The sequence below is a fragment of the uncultured Flavobacterium sp. genome (assembly GCF_963975005.1).
GTDB lineage: Bacteria > Bacteroidota > Bacteroidia > Flavobacteriales > Flavobacteriaceae > Flavobacterium.
Genome location: NZ_CAXBFR010000042.1, coordinates 1 through 22,239, shown reverse-complemented (window position 1 = coordinate 22,239; position 22,239 = coordinate 1). Strand labels below are relative to the sequence as shown.

At 29.6% G+C, this 22,239-nt stretch carries 23 protein-coding genes and 1 pseudogene; 22 read left to right on the top strand and 2 right to left on the bottom strand.

Translation table 11 applies throughout. The annotated features are described in order from the left end of the window. Positions 1 to 148: 148 nt before the first annotated feature. A complete protein-coding gene (locus AACZ53_RS06985; protein WP_339836329.1) occupies positions 149 to 883 on the bottom strand; it encodes a CpsB/CapC family capsule biosynthesis tyrosine phosphatase in 735 nt (244 codons plus the stop codon). 450 nt (positions 884 to 1,333) lie between these two features. Here AACZ53_RS06985 and AACZ53_RS06980 point away from each other — a divergent pair, with 450 nt between their 5' ends. From AACZ53_RS06980 to AACZ53_RS06885, 20 genes are all read left to right on the top strand, one after another. Then, the gene (locus tag AACZ53_RS06980) at positions 1,334 to 2,191 is read left to right on the top strand and encodes an ABC transporter permease (RefSeq protein WP_339836326.1); all 858 of its coding nucleotides are present in this window, start codon (positions 1,334 to 1,336) and stop codon (positions 2,189 to 2,191) included. A 48-nt stretch (positions 2,192 to 2,239) separates the two neighbouring features. Continuing rightward, on the top strand, positions 2,240 to 2,590 hold the full coding sequence (locus tag AACZ53_RS06975; RefSeq protein WP_339836323.1) for a four helix bundle protein: 351 nt from the start codon (positions 2,240 to 2,242) through the stop codon (positions 2,588 to 2,590). A 130-nt stretch (positions 2,591 to 2,720) separates the two neighbouring features. Then, entirely contained in the window at positions 2,721 to 3,983 is a 1,263-nt protein-coding gene (locus tag AACZ53_RS06970; RefSeq protein WP_339836320.1) for an ABC transporter ATP-binding protein, read from the top strand. Positions 3,984 to 4,002: 19 nt separating this feature from the next. After that, entirely contained in the window at positions 4,003 to 4,596 is a 594-nt protein-coding gene (locus AACZ53_RS06965) for an FkbM family methyltransferase (protein ID WP_339836318.1), read from the top strand. A gap of 100 nt (positions 4,597 to 4,696) precedes the next feature. Next, complete coding sequence (locus AACZ53_RS06960) at positions 4,697 to 5,566, top strand: hypothetical protein (protein ID WP_339836315.1); 870 nt, start codon at positions 4,697 to 4,699, stop codon at positions 5,564 to 5,566. Next, positions 5,560 to 6,486, top strand: coding sequence for a glycosyltransferase family A protein (locus AACZ53_RS06955; RefSeq protein ID WP_339836313.1), 927 nt, complete (start codon positions 5,560 to 5,562; stop codon positions 6,484 to 6,486). Before AACZ53_RS06960 ends, AACZ53_RS06955 begins: the two co-directional genes overlap by 7 nt. After that, the gene (locus AACZ53_RS06950) at positions 6,486 to 7,541 is read left to right on the top strand and encodes a hypothetical protein (protein ID WP_339836310.1); all 1,056 of its coding nucleotides are present in this window, start codon (positions 6,486 to 6,488) and stop codon (positions 7,539 to 7,541) included. Before AACZ53_RS06955 ends, AACZ53_RS06950 begins: the two co-directional genes overlap by 1 nt. Further along, on the top strand, positions 7,542 to 8,432 hold the full coding sequence (locus tag AACZ53_RS06945) for a glycosyltransferase family 2 protein (protein WP_339836307.1): 891 nt from the start codon (positions 7,542 to 7,544) through the stop codon (positions 8,430 to 8,432). Positions 8,433 to 8,486: 54 nt separating this feature from the next. Continuing rightward, entirely contained in the window at positions 8,487 to 9,329 is an 843-nt protein-coding gene (locus AACZ53_RS06940) for a glycosyltransferase (RefSeq protein WP_339836304.1), read from the top strand. A 192-nt stretch (positions 9,330 to 9,521) separates the two neighbouring features. Then, positions 9,522 to 10,376: an FkbM family methyltransferase gene (locus AACZ53_RS06935; RefSeq protein ID WP_339836301.1), complete on the top strand. Its 855-nt coding sequence runs from the start codon at positions 9,522 to 9,524 to the stop codon at positions 10,374 to 10,376. Positions 10,377 to 10,419: 43 nt separating this feature from the next. Then, positions 10,420 to 11,346 carry a glycosyltransferase gene (locus AACZ53_RS06930; protein ID WP_339836298.1) on the top strand — a complete coding sequence of 309 codons (927 nt, stop codon included), beginning with the start codon at positions 10,420 to 10,422 and terminating at the stop codon, positions 11,344 to 11,346. Beyond that, positions 11,343 to 12,215, top strand: coding sequence for a glycosyltransferase family A protein (locus AACZ53_RS06925; protein ID WP_339836295.1), 873 nt, complete (start codon positions 11,343 to 11,345; stop codon positions 12,213 to 12,215). The genes AACZ53_RS06930 and AACZ53_RS06925 overlap by 4 nt, the downstream gene beginning before the upstream one ends. Continuing rightward, on the top strand, positions 12,206 to 13,228 hold the full coding sequence (locus tag AACZ53_RS06920) for a glycosyltransferase family A protein (protein WP_339836293.1): 1,023 nt from the start codon (positions 12,206 to 12,208) through the stop codon (positions 13,226 to 13,228). The genes AACZ53_RS06925 and AACZ53_RS06920 overlap by 10 nt, the downstream gene beginning before the upstream one ends. Before the next feature lie 13 nt (positions 13,229 to 13,241). Continuing rightward, positions 13,242 to 14,180: a glycosyltransferase family 2 protein gene (locus AACZ53_RS06915; RefSeq protein ID WP_339836291.1), complete on the top strand. Its 939-nt coding sequence runs from the start codon at positions 13,242 to 13,244 to the stop codon at positions 14,178 to 14,180. Between the two features lie 8 nt (positions 14,181 to 14,188). After that, positions 14,189 to 14,821, top strand: a complete 633-nt coding sequence (locus tag AACZ53_RS06910) for a CatB-related O-acetyltransferase (protein ID WP_339836288.1) — start codon at positions 14,189 to 14,191, stop codon at positions 14,819 to 14,821. Then, positions 14,814 to 15,488 (top strand): acylneuraminate cytidylyltransferase family protein, encoded by a 675-nt coding sequence (locus tag AACZ53_RS06905; RefSeq protein ID WP_339836286.1) that lies wholly within the window; start codon positions 14,814 to 14,816, stop codon positions 15,486 to 15,488. Before AACZ53_RS06910 ends, AACZ53_RS06905 begins: the two co-directional genes overlap by 8 nt. A 15-nt stretch (positions 15,489 to 15,503) precedes the next feature. Then, complete coding sequence (neuB, locus tag AACZ53_RS06900; protein ID WP_339836284.1) at positions 15,504 to 16,544, top strand: N-acetylneuraminate synthase; 1,041 nt, start codon at positions 15,504 to 15,506, stop codon at positions 16,542 to 16,544. Then, a complete protein-coding gene (neuC, locus tag AACZ53_RS06895) occupies positions 16,537 to 17,667 on the top strand; it encodes a UDP-N-acetylglucosamine 2-epimerase (protein WP_339836281.1) in 1,131 nt (376 codons plus the stop codon). Before neuB ends, neuC begins: the two co-directional genes overlap by 8 nt. Further along, a complete protein-coding gene (locus tag AACZ53_RS06890; protein ID WP_339836278.1) occupies positions 17,667 to 19,040 on the top strand; it encodes a hypothetical protein in 1,374 nt (457 codons plus the stop codon). The genes neuC and AACZ53_RS06890 overlap by 1 nt, the downstream gene beginning before the upstream one ends. A 3-nt stretch (positions 19,041 to 19,043) precedes the next feature. Then, on the top strand, positions 19,044 to 20,183 hold the full coding sequence (locus AACZ53_RS06885) for a glycosyltransferase family 4 protein (RefSeq protein WP_339836276.1): 1,140 nt from the start codon (positions 19,044 to 19,046) through the stop codon (positions 20,181 to 20,183). 105 nt (positions 20,184 to 20,288) lie between these two features. Here the strand turns inward: AACZ53_RS06885 and AACZ53_RS06880 are convergent, their stop codons facing one another. After that, on the bottom strand, positions 20,289 to 21,038 hold the full coding sequence (locus AACZ53_RS06880) for a hypothetical protein (RefSeq protein WP_339836274.1): 750 nt from the start codon (positions 21,036 to 21,038) through the stop codon (positions 20,289 to 20,291). Positions 21,039 to 21,674: 636 nt separating this feature from the next. Between AACZ53_RS06880 and AACZ53_RS06875 the strand changes: the two genes are divergently transcribed. Together AACZ53_RS06875 and AACZ53_RS06870 are read left to right on the top strand one after the other, a co-directional pair. After that, positions 21,675 to 21,881: a hypothetical protein gene (locus AACZ53_RS06875; RefSeq protein ID WP_339836271.1), complete on the top strand. Its 207-nt coding sequence runs from the start codon at positions 21,675 to 21,677 to the stop codon at positions 21,879 to 21,881. A 52-nt stretch (positions 21,882 to 21,933) separates the two neighbouring features. Continuing rightward, positions 21,934 to 22,239: pseudogene (locus tag AACZ53_RS06870) on the top strand (serine acetyltransferase); the annotation flags it as partial.

Below are 22,239 nucleotides of genomic sequence, written 5' to 3'. Positions count from 1 at the left end.
CCCCAAACTTGTCACTAATGCTTGTGCTGAACTTGATTCAGTAAAAGGGTCTGAACAGTACTCTGTACGTCAGAACTTGCACATAATTAACCCCGCAAATTTTCATATTTACCCTATTTTCAACCGACAACAGACAACCGTCAACCCCTTACTTAAAAGAACAATTATTCTCAGCAGCTTTTTTCAACCGATCCACTTCTTTAATGATAATTGGGTTTGAAAAAGAAGCTACATGGTGTTTGTGGTGGAAATCAGAACCCACAAAATCAATCATATCGTTTTTAAGCAATTGATCGGCAATTTTAGCCACTTCTTTACCATAATACCCAGTAGCAGAAAGTAAATTCATTTGAAAATAACAACCTGCTTTTTTTAATTTAGCATAATTTGAAAAATCAGAATGATAAAAAACATAGCGTTCTGGATGTGCTAAAATAGGAATGTAACCAGCCACTTGAAGTTTAAAAATATAATCATAAAGTTGAATAGGCGGATTGATATAGGACATTTCTACAAGTACATAATTATCCTTAATCGTCAAAAGCTTGCCTTCATCAAATAAAGAAGCAAAATAGTCATCCATTATATATTCAGATGCAGCTTTTAATGCCACTTTTTCGGTTAATGCACTTAGATTTTCTTTTGTGAATTTAAGAGCGTTTGAGATTGTTTCTGGAGTATTGTTCCAAATGTTTTCAATGGTATGAGGTGAAGTTATAACTTTTGTAAACCCAAATTCAATCATGCTCTCCAATAGGAATTTTGAATCTTCTATAGTTTTGGCACCATCGTCAATTCCAGGCAACACATGCGAATGAATATCCACATAATTTGTAGGAATTAAATCTAGTAATCGTGCTTTTGGTTTTAGGAATGAAAACATGTACTTGCAATTTGTTGCAAAGATAGTTTATTTAGGGAATAGTAAATAGAGAGAATTAAAAAGTATGAAACGAGATTATTAACTTTTACTAGCATAATTCTTATCCTGTAAGGGGATATTATTAGGTTTAAAACAAGTATTATTTACAAACGAGATTCCTATAGAGAGACAAGATTGTGGTTGAAATTTAGTATATAATGATTCTCAAAAAAAACCTTCTCCCCAAACTGCCACCTTGTAAGGGTCTCATTAGCTATTGCTGAATTTATTTTCAGTAAAATAGAATCCTTTTATTTAATTCACCCTCCCCCTTATTATTCACTACTAAACACTAGCATTTTACCTTTAAAAACAATATGTATAATTTAATTTGCTCCTCACTTCATTTTAGTTTAATTTTGGAATTCTTTATTAAAAGGCAAGTTTTTTCATATTAGATAAGAATGAGGTATGCATGAAAATAAATTAGGAACATCAGAGTGGGATACAATCATTGAATCCAAGAGCACTCTTTTTTCTGTAAACTTTAAAGAATTATGGAATTACCGTGATTTGCTAGTGTTATTTGTAAGAAGAGATTTTGTAACCGTTTACAAGCAAACAATATTAGGTCCGCTGTGGTTTTTCATTCAGCCTATCTTAACTACCATTACTTTTACAGTTATCTTTGGTAACGTTGCCCAATTGTCAACAGATGGAGCCCCAAAAATCGTATTCTATATGGCAGGTATAACCTTGTGGAATTATTTTTCAGCTTGTTTAATAACTGTATCAAGTGTTTTTAATACAAATGCCTCAATTTTCGGAAAAGTATATTTTCCTAGACTTATTATGCCAATGACGATAATTGTATCAAATTTAATTAAGTTTGGTATTCAATTTTTATTGTTTTTATGTTTCATGTTTTATTATCAATTTCAGGGACAAATAAGTCCTAATTTATGGGTTTTAGCAACGCCTTTTGTAATTGTACTAATGGCATTAATAGCAATGGGAATTGGACTGATATTGTCCTCTATGACTACAAAGTATAAAGATTTGAACATGTTAATTGCTTTTGGAATGCAGTTATTTATGTATGCAAGTCCAGTAATCTATCCTAGTTCTTCCATTCCAAAAGACTATCTATGGTTGATGAAATTAAATCCATTAGTGAGTTTGTTTGATTATATTAGATATGCCTATTTAGGAGTTGGTACATTTTCTATAAATGATTTTATATACCCTACAATTTTTTCAATAATTATCCTATTCGTAGGAATTATAGTATTCAACAAAGTACAAAAAACATTTATGGATACGGTTTAAGAAAGTGAGTGGTGAATAGTGAATTGAACGTTATAATATATTAGAAAAATGAATCATAAAGATTTAGATGTTTGGAAAAAGAGTATGGATTTGGTAGAAACAATTTATCAATTGACAAATAATTTTCCAGATTCTGAAAAATTTGGATTAACAAATCAAATAAGAAGAGCTGTAGTTTCAATTCCGTCCAACATTGCTGAAGGTTCAGGTCGTAAAAATGATAAAGAGTTGATTCAATTTTTGCATATTGCCTTAGGTTCTTTAGCAGAAGTTGAAACACAATATTTAATTGCAGTAAGATTAAAATATGTTGTTAAAAATGAAGTTCTTGAAAACGAATTTATTTCGCTAAACAAGTTATTAATTGGATTTAGGAACTATTTATTAAAAAAAAAGTGAATAGTGAGAAGTGAGGAGTGAATGGTAAATAGTGAGAAGTAAATATTTTTCACCATCAACCACTCACCTCTCACCACTCACCACTCACCATTCACCATTCACCACTCAACAAATCACCATTCACTAAAAAATGAGTAAAGTAGTAATAAAAGCCGAAAACATATCCAAGCAATACCGATTAGGTCTTGTAGGGACTGGTACTGTTAAAGATGACTTGAAAAGATGGTTGCATAAAGTAAGGGGTAAAGAAGATCCTTTTTTGAAAATTGGAGAATCAAACAATAGAAGTACAAAAGGAGAAAGTGATTATGTTTGGAGTTTAAAAGATATTAATTTTGAAATTAATCAAGGGGATTCTGTCGGCATTATAGGCCGAAATGGAGCGGGTAAATCAACTTTATTAAAAATTTTAAGTCAAGTAACACAGCCTACAACAGGCAAAATTTATACAAAGGGAAGAATTGCTTCTTTATTAGAAGTAGGAACAGGTTTTCATCCCGAAATGACGGGTCGTGAAAATATTTATTTGAATGGTGCCATTTTAGGAATGAGAAAGCATGAAATAAACCGTAAGTTTGATGAAATAGTTGCTTTTTCTGGTGTGGAACGTTATATAGATACGCCAGTTAAAAGATATTCTTCAGGAATGTATGTTCGTTTAGCTTTTGCTGTTGCTGCGCATTTAGAATCTGAAATTCTAATTGTCGACGAAGTTTTAGCAGTAGGTGATGCAGAATTTCAAAAGAAATGTATTGGAAAGATGAATGATGTTAGTAAAGGGGAAGGTAGAACCGTTTTATTTGTGAGTCACAATATTGCATCCATACAACAACTTTGCAACAAAGGTATTATTTTACAAAATGGAGAATTGCTTCAAATTGGACCTATTTCTGAGGTCATCAATACGTATATTGCTACTGCTGAAAATCAAGACGCAAACTATGCAAATAGGTTTGGAAACAAAAAAGTAGAATTTTTAGAATATCAACTTTGTAACGACAAAGGAGAAGTAAAAACGGAGTTTTTTATGGGAGAAGATATTTGTATTAAATTAAAGATTAAATTTAATGATAATTTAAGGCACGCCGATATAGGGATCAATATTAAGAACAATCTCGAAGAATTATTAACACATATTACTAATTTGGATCAAGAGATTTTGATAAGTGGACTTAAAGGGGAGGTTCAAGAATTTATCATTAAATTAGAAAAAATATTTTTCTCCCCTAATTTATATAAATTAGATCTAGGATTAGTATCAGGTAATGAATACTTTGATTTAATAGAAGGGACATTACCTTTTAATTTAATAGAAGGTAAAGAAATTAAACGAGGTAAATTTCCAAGTCATGTAAAAGTATTTACAAAGTCAGATTGGAATAGAATTTTTTAAAAATTAAAAAAAGGAAATAATGAAAATAATACAAATTGGGACTTGTGTTGGAAATGATGATTTGACAGAAATAGCCCAAATGAATGACCCTGAACTTTTAGTGTTGGTAGAGCCGATGTCAATACATAATAGTAAAATAAAAGAATGTTATTCTAAAAATAGTAATGTATTTATAGAAAACATTGCAATTACAACAACTGACCAAGAGGAAATGGTTTTTTATTACCATAAAGATGACGGTCCTTTGTATGAAGTGGCAACAACTGACATTAATCATATTTTAAAGCATGGTTATAGTAGTGAAGGTGTTGTGGAATTAAGAGTTAAGTGTCTTAAAATAAATGATTTATTTGATAAATATGATTTAATAAATATCGATATTTTGTTTATAGATGCAGAAGGGTTAGATGATCAAATAATAAGATCTATTGATTTTTTAAAATATAACATCAACAAAATTTATTTTGAAAATTTACATTTAAAAGACGAAAAAATTTATAATTTCCTTACAAAATTAGGCTATAAAATTACAAAAAAAATGGGTCATAACGACTGGACTTCATTGGCAGAAAAAAGCACTAAAAAGAAAAAGCGTTTTTTCTTTTTTAACTAAGCATATAGAGGTTTTTTCAATTTTAAAAGGACTTAGTTTTTAGGTTGAATAGTAATATAATTAAAGGTAAATTTATTAAATTATCTATAAATAGGAAGGTATGATAAAAGTTGGATATTTAATTTCATATGATTATAAAATGATTTTCACATCAATGGCATTATTGTATAAATATGCAGATGAAATTCACTTAGCTATTGATAAGAAGAGACTTACCTGGAGTGGCAATTCATTTGAATTACCCGATTCGTTTTTTGAAGAGATAGAGCGTTTTGATACTGAAAATAAAATAAAATTATATTTTGACGACTTTTACAAACAAAATCTTACACCTATTGAATGTGATACACGTGAGCGAACAATGCTTGCTAAAAAAATGGGTAAAGGTTGGTTGTTGCAAATAGATGTAGATGAATATATATATGATTTTGAACAATTAGCTAAGTACTTAAGAAAAAAATGGTATTTACTGTTATTTCCTAAATGGACTCCTGTAGTTTTTAGGGCCAATTGGATAACATTGTATAAGCAACTAAATGATGGATTCCTTTTCATAAAGAATAATGAAACTTTTCCGTTGCTTACTAATATACCTTCTTATGAATATTGCAGGGAAAACACAAAACTAACAAATTATCAAACCAATTTACAAGTCATCCATCAATCTTGGGCTAGGTCGGAAGAAGAAGTGGAAACTAAATTAAAAAATTGGAGCCATAGAAAAGATTTTAATACGGCTGATTATTTGGTGTTTTGGAGAAGCCTAACATCTGAAAATTACAGATCATTTAAAGATTTTCACCCTGTATATCCAAAAGACTGGAACAAATTACATTTTGTTGAGGCCAATAATATTGAAGCCTTTATTATCGAATATGCTAAGAAAAATAAACAAGTATTAATAGAATTTCCAATTAAGATACTTGTTAAAAAACTAGCAAGAAAGGTGTTAAAAAAGTTGCGATGGTAGCTATAATAATTCCATATTATAAATTGGCTTTTTTTGAAAAAACATTAGAGTCTTTAGCACTTCAAACTGATAAGCGATTTATAGTTTATATAGGTGATGATTTTAGTCTTAAAAAACCTACAGAACTCTTAGAAAAATACAACGGTAGATTTAATTTTGTATATCATCGTTTTGAGAGCAATTTGGGAGGTACTAATTTAGTTGAACAATGGAAAAGATGTGTCGCAATGTCAAAAAACGAACAATGGTTAATGCTTCTTGGAGATGATGACTTTTTAGATACAAATGCTATAGAAGAGTTTTATAACTATCTAAGTAAAAATAAAACAATTGAAATTGATCTAGTAAGGTTTAAATTAAAAATTATTAATAATTTAGAAATTGTAGAAGAAAATAATTTTGAATACGATACTATAGAAGATAGTGAACGCTTACTGCAAAGAATGCTTTCAAAAGAAGAAACCATAACGGCAAGTGAATTCGTTTTTAGCAGAAGAATTTATAACATAAATGGAGGATTTATAAATTTTCCACTAGCATGGTTTTCAGATTATGCTACTTGGTTGCAATATGGATTAAAGTCTAAGATACATAACATTGAAACAGCTTCTGTATATTGGAGACTTAGCGGAATCAATATTTCATCTCAATTTAAATCAGTAAAACAAATAAGACTGAAGGTAAACAGTCTATTTCTTTTTATGAACTATGTAGAGACTAATTTTAAAGTAAAAATGAGTATAAAAGATAAATACATCTTTGAGCATTTGAATTATTTGCTTTATGAAATTAAGTTTTTAGATATACTAAAACTAATGATTCCAGAAAGTATTAAGTTCAGATTTAAATTTTTCCCTGTAATTTTCAACTATATTTTATTCAGAACTCAAAAAAATATACTCAAAAAAATCCGTTTGTAATGAAAGTCTTCATACCTCATAAAAAAGATAGAAATGTCTATTTTGACGAAATAATTAACAGTTCAAACAACGAATTTTTCTTTGGATATTTTAAGGAGTATAAGGCTTCTTATACTATAGTTAACATTCAATTTCCAGAAGCTATTTTTGATTTAGAGATTCCTACCAAGGAACAATTAATGGAATTGGAAAAGGCAATGATTCACTGGAAAGAAAAATCTAAAATAGTACTGACACTTAATGATGATAAATCGCATTATGATGAAGAAAATAAATATGACGATTTATTTAAACTAATCAATAAATATGTAGATGGTGTAATTCATTTAGGAGAGCATTCCTTAGTAAGTTATAAAAATGATTTTCCCGAAAAATGTAAGCATGTAGTCATTTTTCATCCGCTTTATGAAAGTTTATTGGAAAAAATTAGTACAGCAAATTTTGAAGAAAAATTTAATTTAGATTTTAAAGATAAATATGTGGTGGCTGCAATTGGGGCTATACGTTCTTTAGAAGAGGTTAATTTACTTTTAAAAATTTTTAAAAGGTTGCCTCATAAAAATAAGTTACTTATTGTTCCAAATATGTTTAATTTTAAACAAAAACCTAACTTTGTACCTTATAGATTTAGAAAAATTTATAATTATTTTGCAGAAAAAAGATACTGCTATCCCTTAAAAAAGGAACAGTATTTTTTTGGACATAACTTTATTGATTATGAGTTTATGGTAGATTTAGTTAAAAAATCATCTTTATTGGCAATTCCAAGAAGGAGAAATTTAAATTCAGGAAATTTGTTTTTGGGACTAACATTTGACAAGCCTATGATAATACCTAGAATTGGTAATTTGACAGAGGTGGCTGAACTAATAGGATTTCCCGTTTTAGATTTAGAGCAAAATAATTTTAAGAAAAACCTGTTGCAAATAGTTGAAACTAACGAAAAACTCGATCTTTCAAATAAGAAATATCAAGAATTAAAAAAAAGGTTTTCTCCTAAAGAAATTGCAAAACAACACGAATCATTTTTTAACGATCTAATAAAAAATATATAAATGGATTTTTTAGTTTCAATTATTATTCCCTGTTATAACCAAGAAGAGTTCATTGGCGAAACCTTGCAATCGGTATTAAATCAGACTTATTGTAATTGGGAATGTATAATTGTAGACGATGGGAGTACCGATAATTCAGCAGCTATTATTAAAGATATAGCTACAAAAAATCAAAATATTAATTATATCTATAAAAAAAACGAAGGGGTTAGCAAAGCTCGAAATGTAGGTTTGGACATCGCAAAAGGACAATTTATTCAATTTTTAGATGCTGACGACCTTTTAAATGCTCCAAAAATTGAGCGCTCCTTGCAAGAAATTAAAAATAATAAAGACTTGCAAATTGTGGTGACTAACTTTAAAATGATATCTTCGGATTCTAAAGAATTTTATCCCCCTTTTTGTGAAATAAAAGATCACTCTTTAACCTTTGAAAATTTCTTGTATAATTTTTTCTCAATTCAATTGCAATGCGGCTTATTTGATAAAAAATTATTTGAATCTTTAAGATTTCCCGAAAACTTATCGGCTCAAGAAGATTGGATAGTTTGGATTTTACTTTTAAAAGAGAAACCAAAATATAGTTTTGTAGATTTGCCATTAGCTTTTTATAGAATTAATCCCTCTGGCAGAATGAATACATTGGGTGCAGGTGACAATCAAATTAAAGTTTTGTCTAATTTGAAGCAAATTTTGACTTATGAACAGTACTATAAGTATACAGTGAATTATACAACTAAAACCTATCAGACGAACAAAAAATTAGAAGCAAACATTGATAAATTAAAAAAATCTGACGAATTTAAAACAGGTTTTTTTCTTAAAAAGATAACTAAGAAAATAGGCTTACTCCATTTTATAAAACTTTTTACACAAAAGAGACAAGTTTAAGTAAAGGCGATAGAATGAAAAATTATTTTAAGCAAAATAGAAAAAAGTAACACTATGATTTCAATTATTATTTGCTCTAGAAACATAATTTTATTTGATAAACTAAAAGAAAGTATTGAAAACACTATTGGAGAGGTAGTGTATGAGATTATAAAATTAGATAATTTGACAATAAATGAGTCAATTACTAAAGTTTATAACAGAGGATTGGCAATTGCAAAATACGAATTATTACTTTTTGTGCATGAAGATGTTGTTTTTCATACTTCAAATTGGGGAAATATTTTAAGCACTATTTTTAATCAAAATTTAAATATTGGTTTACTTGGAATTGCTGGGACAAAGTATAAGAGTAAATATCCTAGTGCATTTTGGCACACAAAAATAGATAACTTATTCATTCATGTACTTCAGCATTATAAAAGCAGAAAACCACAAGTCGATAAGTTAGGCTTTAAAGAAAAAAAATTAGAGAAAGTTGTTGCAATTGATGGCGTTTTTTTAGCACTTAGAAAAAGCATAAATGTTAAATTTAATGAAAAAATTAAAGGGTTTCATTGCTACGATTTAGGATTAAGTGTTGATGTTATAGAAAGTAATTATGATGTTATGGTTACGGATCAAATTTTAATCGAACACTTTTCAATTGGTAATACAAATTTAGATTTTGTAAAAGGAGTTCTTGAATTTCATTTTTTGTATAAAAACAAACTTTCTACATTCTTAGGTAATAAAGAGTACGACCTTGATACACTAGCTTTAGAACGGTTTTTGGGTGTTTGTTATGAAAATAGATTTATTCCGTTCAAATTATGGATGATTTATTTTTTCAGAAGACCTTTTCATCGATTGAATTTAAATTTATTTAAGTTAGTAGCATATAAAATAAGAAAATAATCATACTTTACTTCAATTAAGTTATGAGACTAATAAAAATAGAATACCTTGTGTAAGCATATGTTAGAAGCATATGTTAGAAGCATATGTTAGAATATGTTTAGGGATTTAAAACCAATTGAATTATGTAATTATAAAAGTGTCTAAATATAAAAAAGATTTTTTTATGAGGATGTTAAATAAATAGAGAATATGGAAAAAAGAAAGAATTTGATATATGATGTTGGAATGCATAAAGGAGAGGATACAGAATACTATCTTAAAAAAGGATTTGAGGTTATAGCTTTTGAAGCCAACCCAGAATTGGTGAATTTATGCAAACAAAAATTCAAAAAGGAATTAGAGAGTAAACAGTTAACTATTGTTGAAGGAGCTATTATTGATCCTGAATTTGACCAAGATAAAGACAATCCAAACATTTTGTTTTATAAAAACAAAAATTTATCAGTTTGGGGAACTGTAGATAGCGAATGGGCAAAAAGAAATGAAAAAAGAGGAACAGAAAATGAAATTATTGAAGTTACTAAAATAGATTTCAAAAAGTGTTTAGAAAAATTCGGAATCCCTTATTATCTTAAAATAGATATTGAAGGTATGGATAGGGTTTGTTTAAAAGCACTTTTTCATTTTGATGTTAAACCGGATTATGTTTCTATAGAATCAGAAAAAGTATCTTTCAAAGTATTAAAAGGTGAATTTGATTTGTTTAAAAATAATGGATACTCACAATTTAAAATTGTAAATCAAGGAAATATAAAAGAACAAAAAGAGCCGTTAAATTCTGAAGAAGGTTCTTTTTTGGATTATTCGTTTAATTCAGGGGCAACCGGACTATTTGGAAAAGATTTACAACAACCATGGAAAGGATATAAAACGGCTATAAATAGCTATCGTTTTATTTTTTTAGGATATAAATTATTAGGAGACAATGGTGTCGTTACCAATAGGTTTTTAAGAAAGATAACCCTTAAAGCAGCTCGTTTTTTTACTAAGGAATCGGTACCTGGATGGTATGATACACATGCTAAACACAGTTCAGTTGCATAAATTATTTGACAACTATTTTAAGAAAAGGAATTAAATTTAAAAAATGACTAAGGTTTCAATCATTATTCCAAGCTATAATCACAGTCGATTTCTAATGGACCGATTAGAATCAATTTCCAATCAAACTTTCACACAATGGGAAGCCATTATTATTGATGATAAGTCTTCAGACGATAGTGTGAATGTTATTAAAAAATTCATAGAAAAAAATCCAGAGTTTAAGGTAAAATATTTTATAATTAATAAGAGTAACTCTGGAAGTGGTTATAATTCTTGGAAAAAGGGAATTGAATTAGCAGAAACAGAATATATTTGGATTGCAGAAACCGATGATTATTCAGATATTTATTTCTTAGAAGAGCAGATTAACGCTTTAGAGAATAATGAAAATAGTAATTTGAGTTTCTGTACTAGTGAGTATGTTAGTGAGCATAAGATTAATCTTTATGATTCAGCAAATAGAACCAAAGATTTAGCTGTCGAAGAAAACAAGATTGGTGTTTTTTCTGCTGATGTTTTTATGAAAAAGATGCCATTTCATTCTTATATAACAAATGGCAGTTCAGTTGTATTTAGAAAGCCCAAAATTGAAATTCTTGGTGAAATCTTTAATAACAGATTATGTTCGGATATTTTTCTTTGGTCATTTTTAGTTCAAAACAGTTCTTTTGTATTTATAAACAAAAAGTTGAATTTTTTTAGAAGGCATGAAGGATCAACCTCATCACATTTGCAGAACCATAAATTAGAATCTGTTTATCACGAACTGGCTAAGTATTTAAATTATTTTAATCAAACAAAAAAAGAGGTTGAATTTTTAGAACATTATATAAAACATTATATTTGGGCTCATAAAAAAGATTTTTTAAACACTTCAAGCCTTCAAAAATTACAATCAAATAAAATGTTGAAAAGGTTATATTTTTATAAACTGACTAAATATGCTATTTCTAAATTAACCAAAAGATGAGTTTACCACTCGTATCCGTAATAATTACTACTTACAATAGAAACAAATACATTGAAGAGGCTATTTGTAGTGTTGCTAAGCAATCATATAGTTATATTGAGATTTTAGTAGTAGATGATGGATCTGAAACAAATTATGCAGAATCAATTTGTAAAAAGTATGCAAACTGTACCTATTTTTATAAACAAAATGGAGGATTATCTTCAGCTAGAAATTTTGGGATACACAAAGCCAAAGGAGAATTTATTGCTTTTTTAGACGATGATGATTTTTGGAAAAGTTTTAAAATTGAAAAGCAAGTTAATATTCTGCTGCAGAAGAAAGAAATAGATTGTGTGCATTCTAGTTCTACTGTTGTAGATGAAGATGGTAATTTAACGGGGCAAATAATTGGCGCTTCAGAAAGTAAAGTACACAAGCGTTCAGGATGTGTTTTTTGGAATGCACTTGGGGTTTGGGTAGTAAAATCACCAACTCCTTTAATAAGGAAATCCGTTTTTCGACCAGATATGCTCTTTGATGAAGATATAAAAGTAGGAGAAGATGTTGATTTTTATCAAAGAATGTTTTATAGACATAAGGTTTATTACTTTAAAGAACCCTTGGCCTTTTACAGGGAATATACCAATGAAGATAGGTTGTCAAAAAAGCACGAAAAATATATTGGAATAGAGCGTAAAATGCTTTTGAACTTTAAAAAAATGGGAATAAATAATATATTTGTATTATATAGAATAAAATTAACCTTAGCCAAAAGTGCGATTGTTAAGTGGAATCAGTTTGCTAATAATAAAAAGGTTAATAGTAACTTTGTTACACTTTTTTTAAATCCAACAAGTTACATTAATAAACTGTCAAAATGCGAATAGGTAGTAATCCTGAGAAAAACAACAAAGAAATTTTTGTAGATAATTACCATAGAGTAATAGTGCCAGTATATATTCCGAATTTTGAAGGTTATTTTGCAAATTTATTTGAAGTATTCAAACTTTGTTTAGAATCTTTATTATTAACATCTCATACGAAAACTAGAATTACAATTTACAATAATAACTCACATCCAGATGTGAAAAATTATATAGATGCAAAATACAGAGATTTCGAATTAATAGATCAAGTTTTTCATTCTAAAGAAAACTTGGGTAAGATAAATGCTATTTTAGCTGCTTCTAAAGGTAATATTGAGCCTCTTATCACAATTACAGATGCAGATGTTTTGTTTAAGAACGATTGGCAAAAAGTTATTGAAAGCACTTTTGTAAATTTTCCAGAAGCTGGAATGGTAAGTCCTGTACCGTCCAGTAAAGTTTTCAAAATGTTTACAGCTAACAATTGGTATTATGGTTTTTTTAAAGGAAAATTGACTTTTGAAAAAGTAGAAGATCCTGATGCTATGCATAAATTTGATCTTAGCCTTGGAAATAAAGAATTAATGTATAAGCCAATTCATTTAGAGAAATATTTGGTTTTGAAAAACAATAAAGGATCTGCTGTAATGGGATGTGGACATTTTGTGGCAACATTAAAGAGAGAAGTACTTGATAAAGGATCTAATGTTCCAGCTTTTACGAAAATTGGAGGAGGTGTTGAACGACTGTTTATAGATACTCCAAATGAAGAATTGGGTTTCTTGCGTTTGGCCACAAAAGGGAATTTTGCTTACCATATGGGAAATAGTGCCGAGACTTGGATGAATGAAGAATTTAATAGTTTAATCAAGAATAATGAAAACCCTAATTTTACAGCCCATGAATTTTGTGCTAAACCAATATCATTTTTAGGAAGAAAATTTGGTTATTTCGTTAAATTTGTATTAGCCAGAAGTAAGAAAAGCACTATTATGCTACTTAATTTTTACGGACTTCAATCAAATCAATATTAATTCAATTTTAAATATGAAAAATAATACGGTTTCAATTATTATAGCAACATTTAATCGAGCAGATTTAATTGGAGAAACAATTGAAAGTGTTATTAAACAGACATATCAAGATTGGGAATGTATTGTTGTTGATGATGGCTCATCAGATAACACAGAAGAGGTAGTGCAAAAATTTAGTGAAATAGATAAAAGAATTCATTTTTTTCACAGACCAAAAGAACGAATTAAAGGACCAAATGCCAGTAGGAATTTCGGTATTGAGAAGGCAACTGGTTATTATATTCTGTCATTAGATTCAGACGATTGGTTATTGCCTTATCATTTAGAAAAAAAGATAAAAGCAATTAATATCAATAGTGCTACCGTGGGTGTTTTGTCAAAAACTATTATGGTTGATAATAACAAGAATGAGATTAAGAAAGAGACAAGAACTTTCTTAACCAATAATTTATTAGAGGATTTTATTTCTTTAAAAATATCATGGTATATGCACGATATTATTTGGAGAAGATCCTTTCTTAATGGGAAAATTCTATATAATGAGAATTTATTAAAAATGTTAGATAGAGATTTTCATATTCGAAGACTTGCAGAAGAGCCTAAATTAGTTCTAGTTGATGAGTATTTGGCATTGTATAGAATTCATGAAAACTCAAACTCTTCTAACTCAGATTCTAAAGTTGCTGAATCAAGACATAACGCCATCATTAACATTTTAGATGCATTAGATAAAGAAAAGAAGTTGTCAAATAAAATAAAATACTTTTTGTTTAAGCATCAAGTTCAAAATTTAGTTGTCTTACACAAGCATCCAAAATGTATTACATTATATTTAAATTTGATTGCTAAAACATTTAATTTTAGTTTAGATTATTTAAAGTGGATGTTAAAATTAGGGTTAGGTTATATTTCATTTAAATTAACTAATCGTGGATTAAGATTTGTACAATAAATTATGTGATGAAGAGAATTTTAAAAAAAATATTATTTAGTATTTTAAATACTCCAGAAAAAGTTAATAATACGATTTTTTCTGGTTTTTCAAGGGGAATTCAAAATGTTGCTTTTGAAGGAAAAAATGCTGTACCTGATGGATGTAATTTTTCTGGTATAATTAAAGTGGGATATGCTACAACATTTGGGTATAATAATTTTATTCATGGTAATGTAATAGTAGGTAAATATTGTCAAATAGGTGTTGGAGTAGCAATCTTTACTAAGGACCATCCTACAAGTTATATGTCAACATATATCAATAAAAATTTATTCGACGGTGAGTTAAAACAGTTTCGGAAGGAAAGTAAAGTTATAATTGGACATGATGTTTGGATTGGGCACAATGTAATCATTGTCGGTAATGTAAATATAGGTAACGGTGCTATTTTAGCAGCTGGAAGTGTAGTTACTAAAAATGTTGAACCCTATGCTATTGTAGGTGGTGTTCCTGCTAAAGAACTAAAAAAACGTTATCCAGAGTCTATAATTAAAGAAATAGAAGCCTTACAATGGTGGGATAAATCAGAACAAGAATTAGAAAAATTAAAGCCTTTGTTTTTCAAGGATTTTACCAATAAAACTAGTATATATGACTAAAACTATAGCCATAATTCCTGCTCGAGGAGGTTCAAAAAGACTGCCCAAAAAAAACATTAATTTATTGGGAGAAATTCCTCTCATTGCGCATAGTATATTATTTGCTAAAAAACACGCATTCATTGAGGAGGTTTATGTTTCCACAGATGATAAGGAAATTAAAAAAATAGCTTTACAATATGGAGCAATAGTCGTGGATAGACCATTAAGCCTTTCAGGTGATTTTGAAACAACTGTTTCAGCCTTAAAACATGTATTAGAAACAGTTGATGAGCAAGTTGAAAATGTAGTTTTGTTACAAGCCACAAACCCACTAAGACCAGAAAAAATGTTGGCTGAAGCTTTTCAGCTTTTTCAAGAACAGGAATGCGATAGCTTGTTTACAGTTTCTCAAAAGCATCATAAATTAGGTAAAATCAACAACAATAAATTCGAGCCATTCAATTATGAAATCGGACAAAGAAGCCAAGATTTAGAACCTTTGTATTACGAAAACGGATTATTATACATCACAAAAGCCAAATTAATTTTAGATGATATCATTATAAGCGAAAACGCATTTCCTTATCAAATTAATCATATTTTTGCCACATTAGATATTGATACCCAAGAAGACTTTGAATATGCAGAATATTTATACAACAAACTCATAACTCATAACTCATAACTCATAACTCATTTTATGAACCCATACATAGAAATCGCAGGAAGAAAAATTGGACAAGACTTTCCTCCTCTTGTAATTGCAGAAATCGGAATCAATCATGAAGGTTCTTTGCAAGTGGCTAAAGAAATGGTGGATGCTGCTTATCGCGCTGGTGTTGAGGTGGTAAAGCATCAAACTCATATTGTGAAAGACGAAATGAGTGGAGCTGCCAAAAAAGTAATTCCAGGTAATGCTGATGTCTCTATTTATGAAATAATGGAACGTTGTTCGCTGAATGAAGCAGACGAACTAGAATTAAAAAACTATGTAGAAAGTAAAGGAATGATTTTTATTTCTACACCATTTTCTAGAGCTGCTGCAGAACGCTTAAAAAAGTTTGACATTCCAGCCTATAAAATTGGCTCCGGAGAATGCAATAACTATCCTTTATTAGAACATATAGCTTCCTTTGGAAAACCTGTAATTTTAAGCACAGGAATGAATACTATAGAAAGCATACAAAAAGCGGTAGCCATTTTTGACAAACACAACATACCTGTAGCATTATTACACACCACAAATTTATACCCGACACCAATTCATCTAGTCCGTTTTGGTGCATTGATTGAAATGCATCAAGCTTTTCCAACAAAGGTTTTTGGACTATCAGATCATACTTTAAATAACAATGCTTGTTTAGGTGCAGTAGCATTGGGAGCATCAATATTAGAACGTCATTTTACAGATCAGATGCATAGAACGGGTCCAGATATTGTTTGCAGTATGGACGAAAATGCTTGTAAAGAACTAATCACAAACAGTGCAGAAATAGCTCAAATGCGTGGTGGTACAAAAAAGCCAGCAGACGAAGAACAAGTTACAATTGATTTTGCTTTTGCTACCGTTTGTGCCATCAAACCTATTGCTGCAGGTGAAATTTTAACCAAAGAAAACATCTGGGTTAAACGACCAGGGACTGGAAAAATTTTAGCGGAACATTTCAATGCTTTACTAGGAAAAAAAGCAACCAAAACAATAGAAAATGATGAACAATTAGATTTTTCTGATTTTGAATAACTTAAAAAAAATACTATTCCTAACTGGAACCCGAGCCGACTTCGGCAAAATAAAATCTTTACTTCAAATTTTGGAAGAGCATTCAGGATTTGAACCTTTTGTTTTTGTTACGGGAATGCACTTACAAAAAGAATATGGTTACACCTTATTAGAAGTGGAGCGTTGTGGCTTTAGTCACATAAAAACGTTTGAAAACCATACACATGAAACTACAATGGATTTAACTTTAGCTAAAACTATAGAAGGTTTATCCGCTTATGTTAAAGAATGCAATCCAGATATGATAGTGATTCATGGCGATAGAGTTGAAGCTTTAGCTGGAGCAATTGTCGGATCGTTAAATAATATTTTAGTGGCTCACATTGAAGGAGGAGAAGTTTCGGGGACTATTGATGAATTAATAAGACATTCAACCAGCAAAATGAGTCATGTTCATTTTGTATCGAACAAACTAGCCAAAAAACGTTTGATGCAAATGGGAGAATTAAATGAGTCTATTTTTGTAATAGGTTCGCCCGATGTAGACATCATGTTTTCCGATAAATTACCAAGTTTAGATGAAGTAAAAAAATATTATCAAATTCCTTTTGAAAACTATGCGGTTGTAATGTTTCATCCTGTTACTACAGAAGTAACACAAATGAAAGCTTATGCAGATAATTTTGTAAAAGCACTCTTAAAGGATCATCATGATTATATAGTAGTATTTCCAAATAACGATTTAGGAAGTAGTATAATTTTAGAAGCCTATGAAAAACTAAAAGACAATCCTCGTTTTAGAATTTTCCCCTCTTTGCGTTTTGAGTATTTCTTGACTTTATTAAAAAAAGCAGTATTCATTATAGGTAACAGTAGTGCTGGGATTAGAGAGGCACCTTATTATGGAATACCAATAATAAACATTGGTACAAGACAGCAAAATAGAGCCTTAGATAGTGCAATTGTAAATGTAGATTATTCAGAAGAAGCTATTTTTGAAGGGTTACAAAATATTGAGACTTCAACTGATCAAAAAGCAGTTGCTTCTTTTGGAGATGGAAATAGTTCAGTATTGTTTCTAAAATCGCTTTTAAAGGATGATATCTGGCAATTGAATCATCAAAAACAATTTAGAGATATATAATGAAAAACAAAATTCTTCTTTTATTTCCTGATGGTGTTGGTATTCGTAATTATTTGTATTCGGATGTTTTTGAAACAAAAAATGATGAGGTGGTACTCTTTCATAATTTTGATGATACAACCATAAAAAAAATTACTGAAATTACTTCAATAAAAGAGAGTAGTAAGATTCCAAAGTACAATGAAACGGTAAAAGAAAAATTTTTTCGAGAGTTAATATGTTTGTCTAGATTAAAATCGAATGCAAAATTAACTAAAAACAAATCAATTTTAACCAATTGGAAAACAAATCATAAGAATCTAAAAAATAAACTTTTTTATAAATTGGTTGAGTTTTCAGCTAAGTTTATTTCAACGTATAATCAAATTGAATCACTAGAAAAAAGATTCCAAAAAGAATTAAGAAAAACAGATTATTATAAAGAAATTAAATCTGTTTTAGAAAATATAAAACCTACCTTGTTATTTTGTTCGCATCAAAGAGGTTTACAATGTGCCACTATATTTGCTGCAGCAAATGATTTAAAAATAAAAACTACTACCGTAATTTACTCATGGGACAATTTACCAAAAGCTCGTTTAGCATTAAGAGCTGACAAATATTTAGTTTGGTCTGATAACATGAAAGAGGAAATGAAAATGTATTATCCTGAAATTAATCAAAATAAAGTTATTGTAACTGGAACGCCACAATTTGAATGTTATGATAAAAAAGAAAATTGTATTCCTAAAGAACAGTTTTATAAAGAATATGATTTAGACGTTTCAAAAAAAATAATTTGTTTTTCAGGGGATGACGTGTTGACTTCACCAGATGACCCTAAATATTTAAACGATTTAGTAGTAGAGTTAATTGAAAATAAACTAGACAATGACTATCAAATCTTATTCAGAAGATGTCCAGTAGATATTTCAGGTAGATATGAAGAAGTAGTAAAGAAATATCCTAAATTAATTAAAGAAGCACCACCCATTTGGAATTTTGAAAAAGGAAGCAGTTGGACTACTATTTATCCTTTAAGGGAAGATATCAAATTATTGGTTTCTACCGCTTTTTATTGTGATGTAGTTGTGAATGTTGGATCAACTATGGCTTTTGATTTTGCCATGTTTCAAAAACCTTGTATATTCATAAATTATGATCAAAAGGTTAAAGAAAATCCGAATTGGTCAGTAAAAACGATTTATCAATTTCAGCATTTTAAGAGTATGCCAAATAAAGACGCTGTTTTATGGTGGAATGAGAAGGGAATGATAACAGAACTATTGAAACAAAGTTTTAATACACAAGCCATGAATCATTGGAAAGAGCGCATACTTTCTACTAGTCAGAAAAATACTTCAACTGCTATAAGAAAATCTTTAAATTTATAACTAATGCACATCTGTTTTCTCACTAACGAATATCCTAAAGAAGGCTTCCCTCATGGTGGCTTAGGTAGTTTTGTAAAAACAATTTCAAATGCCCTTGTTAAAAACAATAGTAAAGTCACTGTTATAGGGTTGAATTACGTAAATGAGAATAGTGAAGAAACAGAAAACGGAATAACAATTTACAGATTAAAAAAGAGCAAGATAAAAGGTTTAGCATGGTATTTTAATGCATTAGCTATTTCAAAAAAAATAAATGAAATCCATAAAAAAACGCCAATAAATGTTGTTGAAACTGCAGAATTAGGTTTGGCTTTTTTGTCAAAAAATTATGAAATTAAATATGTCATCCGATTGCATGGAGGACACCATTTTTTTGCAGAAAGTGAAAACAGAAAAATCAATTGGTGGAAAGGATTCCAAGAAAAACGTTCTTTCTCAAGAGCTGATGCTTTTATTGCCGTTTCAAAATACGTAAAGGAACATACTTCAAAGTATTTAAGCTATCATAACAAAAAAGTTGAGGTTATTTATAATCCTATAGATTCCAAATTATTTAGCCCTTTACCAATAGAGCCAGAAGAAAATAACATAACGTTTATGGGAACGGTTTGTGAAAAAAAAGGGGTTAGGCAATTAATCCTAGCATTTCCAGCCATAAAAAAACAATTTCCAAATACAATTTTAAACATATATGGAAGAGATTGGAAATATCCAGACGGGAGTTCTTATACAAAAAGGCTACAGGAAAAAGAACTTCCCAAAATAAAACCATTTGACAAAGATGTTATATTTCAGGGAAGAATAGACTTCAATGAAATACCAAAAAGATACGCAAGAGCAGCAGTATGTGTATTCCCATCTCACATGGAAACATTAGGGCTAGTAGCTCCAGAAGCCATGGCAATGGAAAAAGCGGTAGTCTTTACCAACTTAGGACCAGGACCAGAAGTGATAAAAGACGGAGTAACAGGATGGTTGTGCAATCCCCACAAACCAGAAGACATAGCAAATAAAACAATAGAGGTGTTAAAAAACCCACAAAAAGCAAAAGAAATAGGAAGTAAAGCCAGAAAGGCTGTACTAAAAAAGTTCGAAATAAATACAATAGTAAAAGAAAACATAACTTTTTACAAAAATACCTAAAACTACAAAACAGACAACCAATAACAGATAACCGAAAACGGAGAACCGAAAACGGAGAACCGAAAATTGATAACAAAAAAACGCCCCTCTCAGAGCGTTTCCAATCTAAACAACATCCAACAAATGAAGAACATTAAATTCATTATTACTAAGTGGATATTGTACACCATTGACTTCTTGAAAAAACTCAATCAGTAATAAATACAGTTTCAAACCTGTACCTCCGGGAACGGCTGCAGGAGTCAAAGTAATGGTGCTGGAGTTCATGTCCAATGCTTTATTTATAGCAGGACTATACTTAGTATCAAATTCCCCTGAAGTAAAATCCAAGCTCAAAAAGGCATTTCTAAAAGAAACATGGGTAGCTCCTTGCGGAATAGTTAAATGATCCAAAGAAACAAAATCAGAGATTGTGACAACACCTGTTGTAGAATCTAAACTATATGAGGAATGAAATACAGATTGAAATGTCGCACGATTATTAAAATCAAACCCTTTCAACAACGACTTCCCAGCAACAGTTAATAGTCCTTCTTTAACACTACGTTGTCCCCTTGCAGAAACACCATCAAGTTTTTGTACTTTACTTAATACACTTAACATTCTGCTACTCATTCGCGGGTCTTTCGCTCGATGCAACATAGTGCCAATAGCAAACCTTAATAGTTTGCCAGAATGAGCTGTTGAGCCAAATTCTGCAATATTTTCTCTAGTGCGAATAAAATTAGGATCATTCATGATTCTAGCTCGTGAAACCCCACCTTTTCTGCGAATTAAGTGACCATCAATACTTTTGTAAAACGTTAACCCATCAAGAGTTCCCCTTATTTTAATAAACGAATCTTGTTTTGCCATAATTAAAAATTTAAAGTGTTAAATAAATAGTTTTTGAATCAGACGTCTTAATTCGATTTCAAAACTATAAACCTTCTAAACACCAAACAAATATCAGGTTCCAATAACAACCATTCGTACCCATTAACACCATTTTGACACAAAATAATCAACACAAAACAACCAAAAACCCATAAACCCAGAACCGACAACAGACAACCAATCATCAACACCGTCATTTCGAGTGGTTTTTAAAAGAAAAAATCAGCATTTTTTCTTTTAAAAATTGTATCGAGAACTTCCAAAAAACATCTCCCAATCACCCCCTCACCAAACCCTCTCCCATATATGCTCCATACATATCCCATATAAAAGGCAATCCAAATCGTATTACCAACAACCTATAATTCATTTTATTTTTCAACAATTCTAAAAATTTAATTTAGATGATTTTGATGCATTTGGAAGGATTTTGAGGAAGAGGTTTTCAAACATAAACAACAAACTAACACAAATTAACGCAATCTTCACAGGTTGAAAAAAAGTTATGAACAGGCTATAAAATTGCTCAAATGGGACAACTTAAAAAGTTGATTTAAATTAGCAGAATAATAAAAAAAAATATACTAAAAGGGCAAATCTAAAACAGTAATAACTATGGCAAGATTAATTATTAGACCTAAAGACATTGAAATTATACTTAATGTAAGTCCTAGCTATGCTAGAAGAATAGTAAGGGTAATTAAAAAAGCCTACGGCAAAGAAAAACATCAAAAAATTACAATTAATGAATTTTGCAGATACATGGGCTTAGACGTTAAAGATGTTAAAGACGAACTAAACGAATTTTACAATAAAAAGTAGGGTAGTTTTTTTAAGCTTAAATTGTATATTTACGTTTTTAAATAAAAAAAGAATGAATTGTTGGAGCCTAATTGCATCAGATTATAAAAAGTATAAGAAATATGGAGGGAATTTTATTACCATCGTTTTTTTTACACAAGGATTTTGGGCTATTTTTCAATATAGAATTGCGAATAGTGTTTTTAAATTAAAAATTCCAATTCTTAAACAATTGCTACAAATTCTAACGCTAATCTGGCAAAAAAACATTGAAATACTGACAGGTATTTCTATTCCGGCTTCGGCAACCATTGGACATTCATTTTATATAGGTCACTTTGGTGGAATCATTTTTAATGCAAAAACTGTTATAGGCAAT

Excerpts from the sequence above, each read along its gene's own strand:
- AACZ53_RS06930 (WP_339836298.1), top strand. The coding sequence starts at position 10,420 with ATGACTAAGGTTTCAATCATTATTCCAAGCTATAATCACAGTCGATTT.
- AACZ53_RS06935 (WP_339836301.1), top strand. The coding sequence starts at position 9,522 with ATGGAAAAAAGAAAGAATTTGATATATGATGTTGGAATGCATAAAGGA.
- AACZ53_RS06920 (WP_339836293.1), top strand. The coding sequence starts at position 12,206 with ATGCGAATAGGTAGTAATCCTGAGAAAAACAACAAAGAAATTTTTGTA.
- AACZ53_RS06940 (WP_339836304.1), top strand. The coding sequence starts at position 8,487 with ATGATTTCAATTATTATTTGCTCTAGAAACATAATTTTATTTGATAAA.
- AACZ53_RS06985 (WP_339836329.1), bottom strand. The coding sequence starts at position 883 with ATGTTTTCATTCCTAAAACCAAAAGCACGATTACTAGATTTAATTCCT.
- AACZ53_RS06950 (WP_339836310.1), top strand. The coding sequence starts at position 6,486 with ATGAAAGTCTTCATACCTCATAAAAAAGATAGAAATGTCTATTTTGAC.
- AACZ53_RS06945 (WP_339836307.1), top strand. The coding sequence starts at position 7,542 with ATGGATTTTTTAGTTTCAATTATTATTCCCTGTTATAACCAAGAAGAG.
- AACZ53_RS06910 (WP_339836288.1), top strand. The coding sequence starts at position 14,189 with ATGAAGAGAATTTTAAAAAAAATATTATTTAGTATTTTAAATACTCCA.
- AACZ53_RS06875 (WP_339836271.1), top strand. The coding sequence starts at position 21,675 with ATGGCAAGATTAATTATTAGACCTAAAGACATTGAAATTATACTTAAT.
- AACZ53_RS06980 (WP_339836326.1), top strand. The coding sequence starts at position 1,334 with ATGCATGAAAATAAATTAGGAACATCAGAGTGGGATACAATCATTGAA.
- AACZ53_RS06880 (WP_339836274.1), bottom strand. The coding sequence starts at position 21,038 with ATGGCAAAACAAGATTCGTTTATTAAAATAAGGGGAACTCTTGATGGG.
- AACZ53_RS06885 (WP_339836276.1), top strand. The coding sequence starts at position 19,044 with ATGCACATCTGTTTTCTCACTAACGAATATCCTAAAGAAGGCTTCCCT.
- AACZ53_RS06890 (WP_339836278.1), top strand. The coding sequence starts at position 17,667 with ATGAAAAACAAAATTCTTCTTTTATTTCCTGATGGTGTTGGTATTCGT.
- AACZ53_RS06970 (WP_339836320.1), top strand. The coding sequence starts at position 2,721 with ATGAGTAAAGTAGTAATAAAAGCCGAAAACATATCCAAGCAATACCGA.
- AACZ53_RS06965 (WP_339836318.1), top strand. The coding sequence starts at position 4,003 with ATGAAAATAATACAAATTGGGACTTGTGTTGGAAATGATGATTTGACA.
- AACZ53_RS06905 (WP_339836286.1), top strand. The coding sequence starts at position 14,814 with ATGACTAAAACTATAGCCATAATTCCTGCTCGAGGAGGTTCAAAAAGA.
- AACZ53_RS06915 (WP_339836291.1), top strand. The coding sequence starts at position 13,242 with ATGAAAAATAATACGGTTTCAATTATTATAGCAACATTTAATCGAGCA.
- AACZ53_RS06955 (WP_339836313.1), top strand. The coding sequence starts at position 5,560 with ATGGTAGCTATAATAATTCCATATTATAAATTGGCTTTTTTTGAAAAA.
- neuB (WP_339836284.1), top strand. The coding sequence starts at position 15,504 with ATGAACCCATACATAGAAATCGCAGGAAGAAAAATTGGACAAGACTTT.
- AACZ53_RS06975 (WP_339836323.1), top strand. The coding sequence starts at position 2,240 with ATGAATCATAAAGATTTAGATGTTTGGAAAAAGAGTATGGATTTGGTA.
- AACZ53_RS06960 (WP_339836315.1), top strand. The coding sequence starts at position 4,697 with ATGATAAAAGTTGGATATTTAATTTCATATGATTATAAAATGATTTTC.
- AACZ53_RS06925 (WP_339836295.1), top strand. The coding sequence starts at position 11,343 with ATGAGTTTACCACTCGTATCCGTAATAATTACTACTTACAATAGAAAC.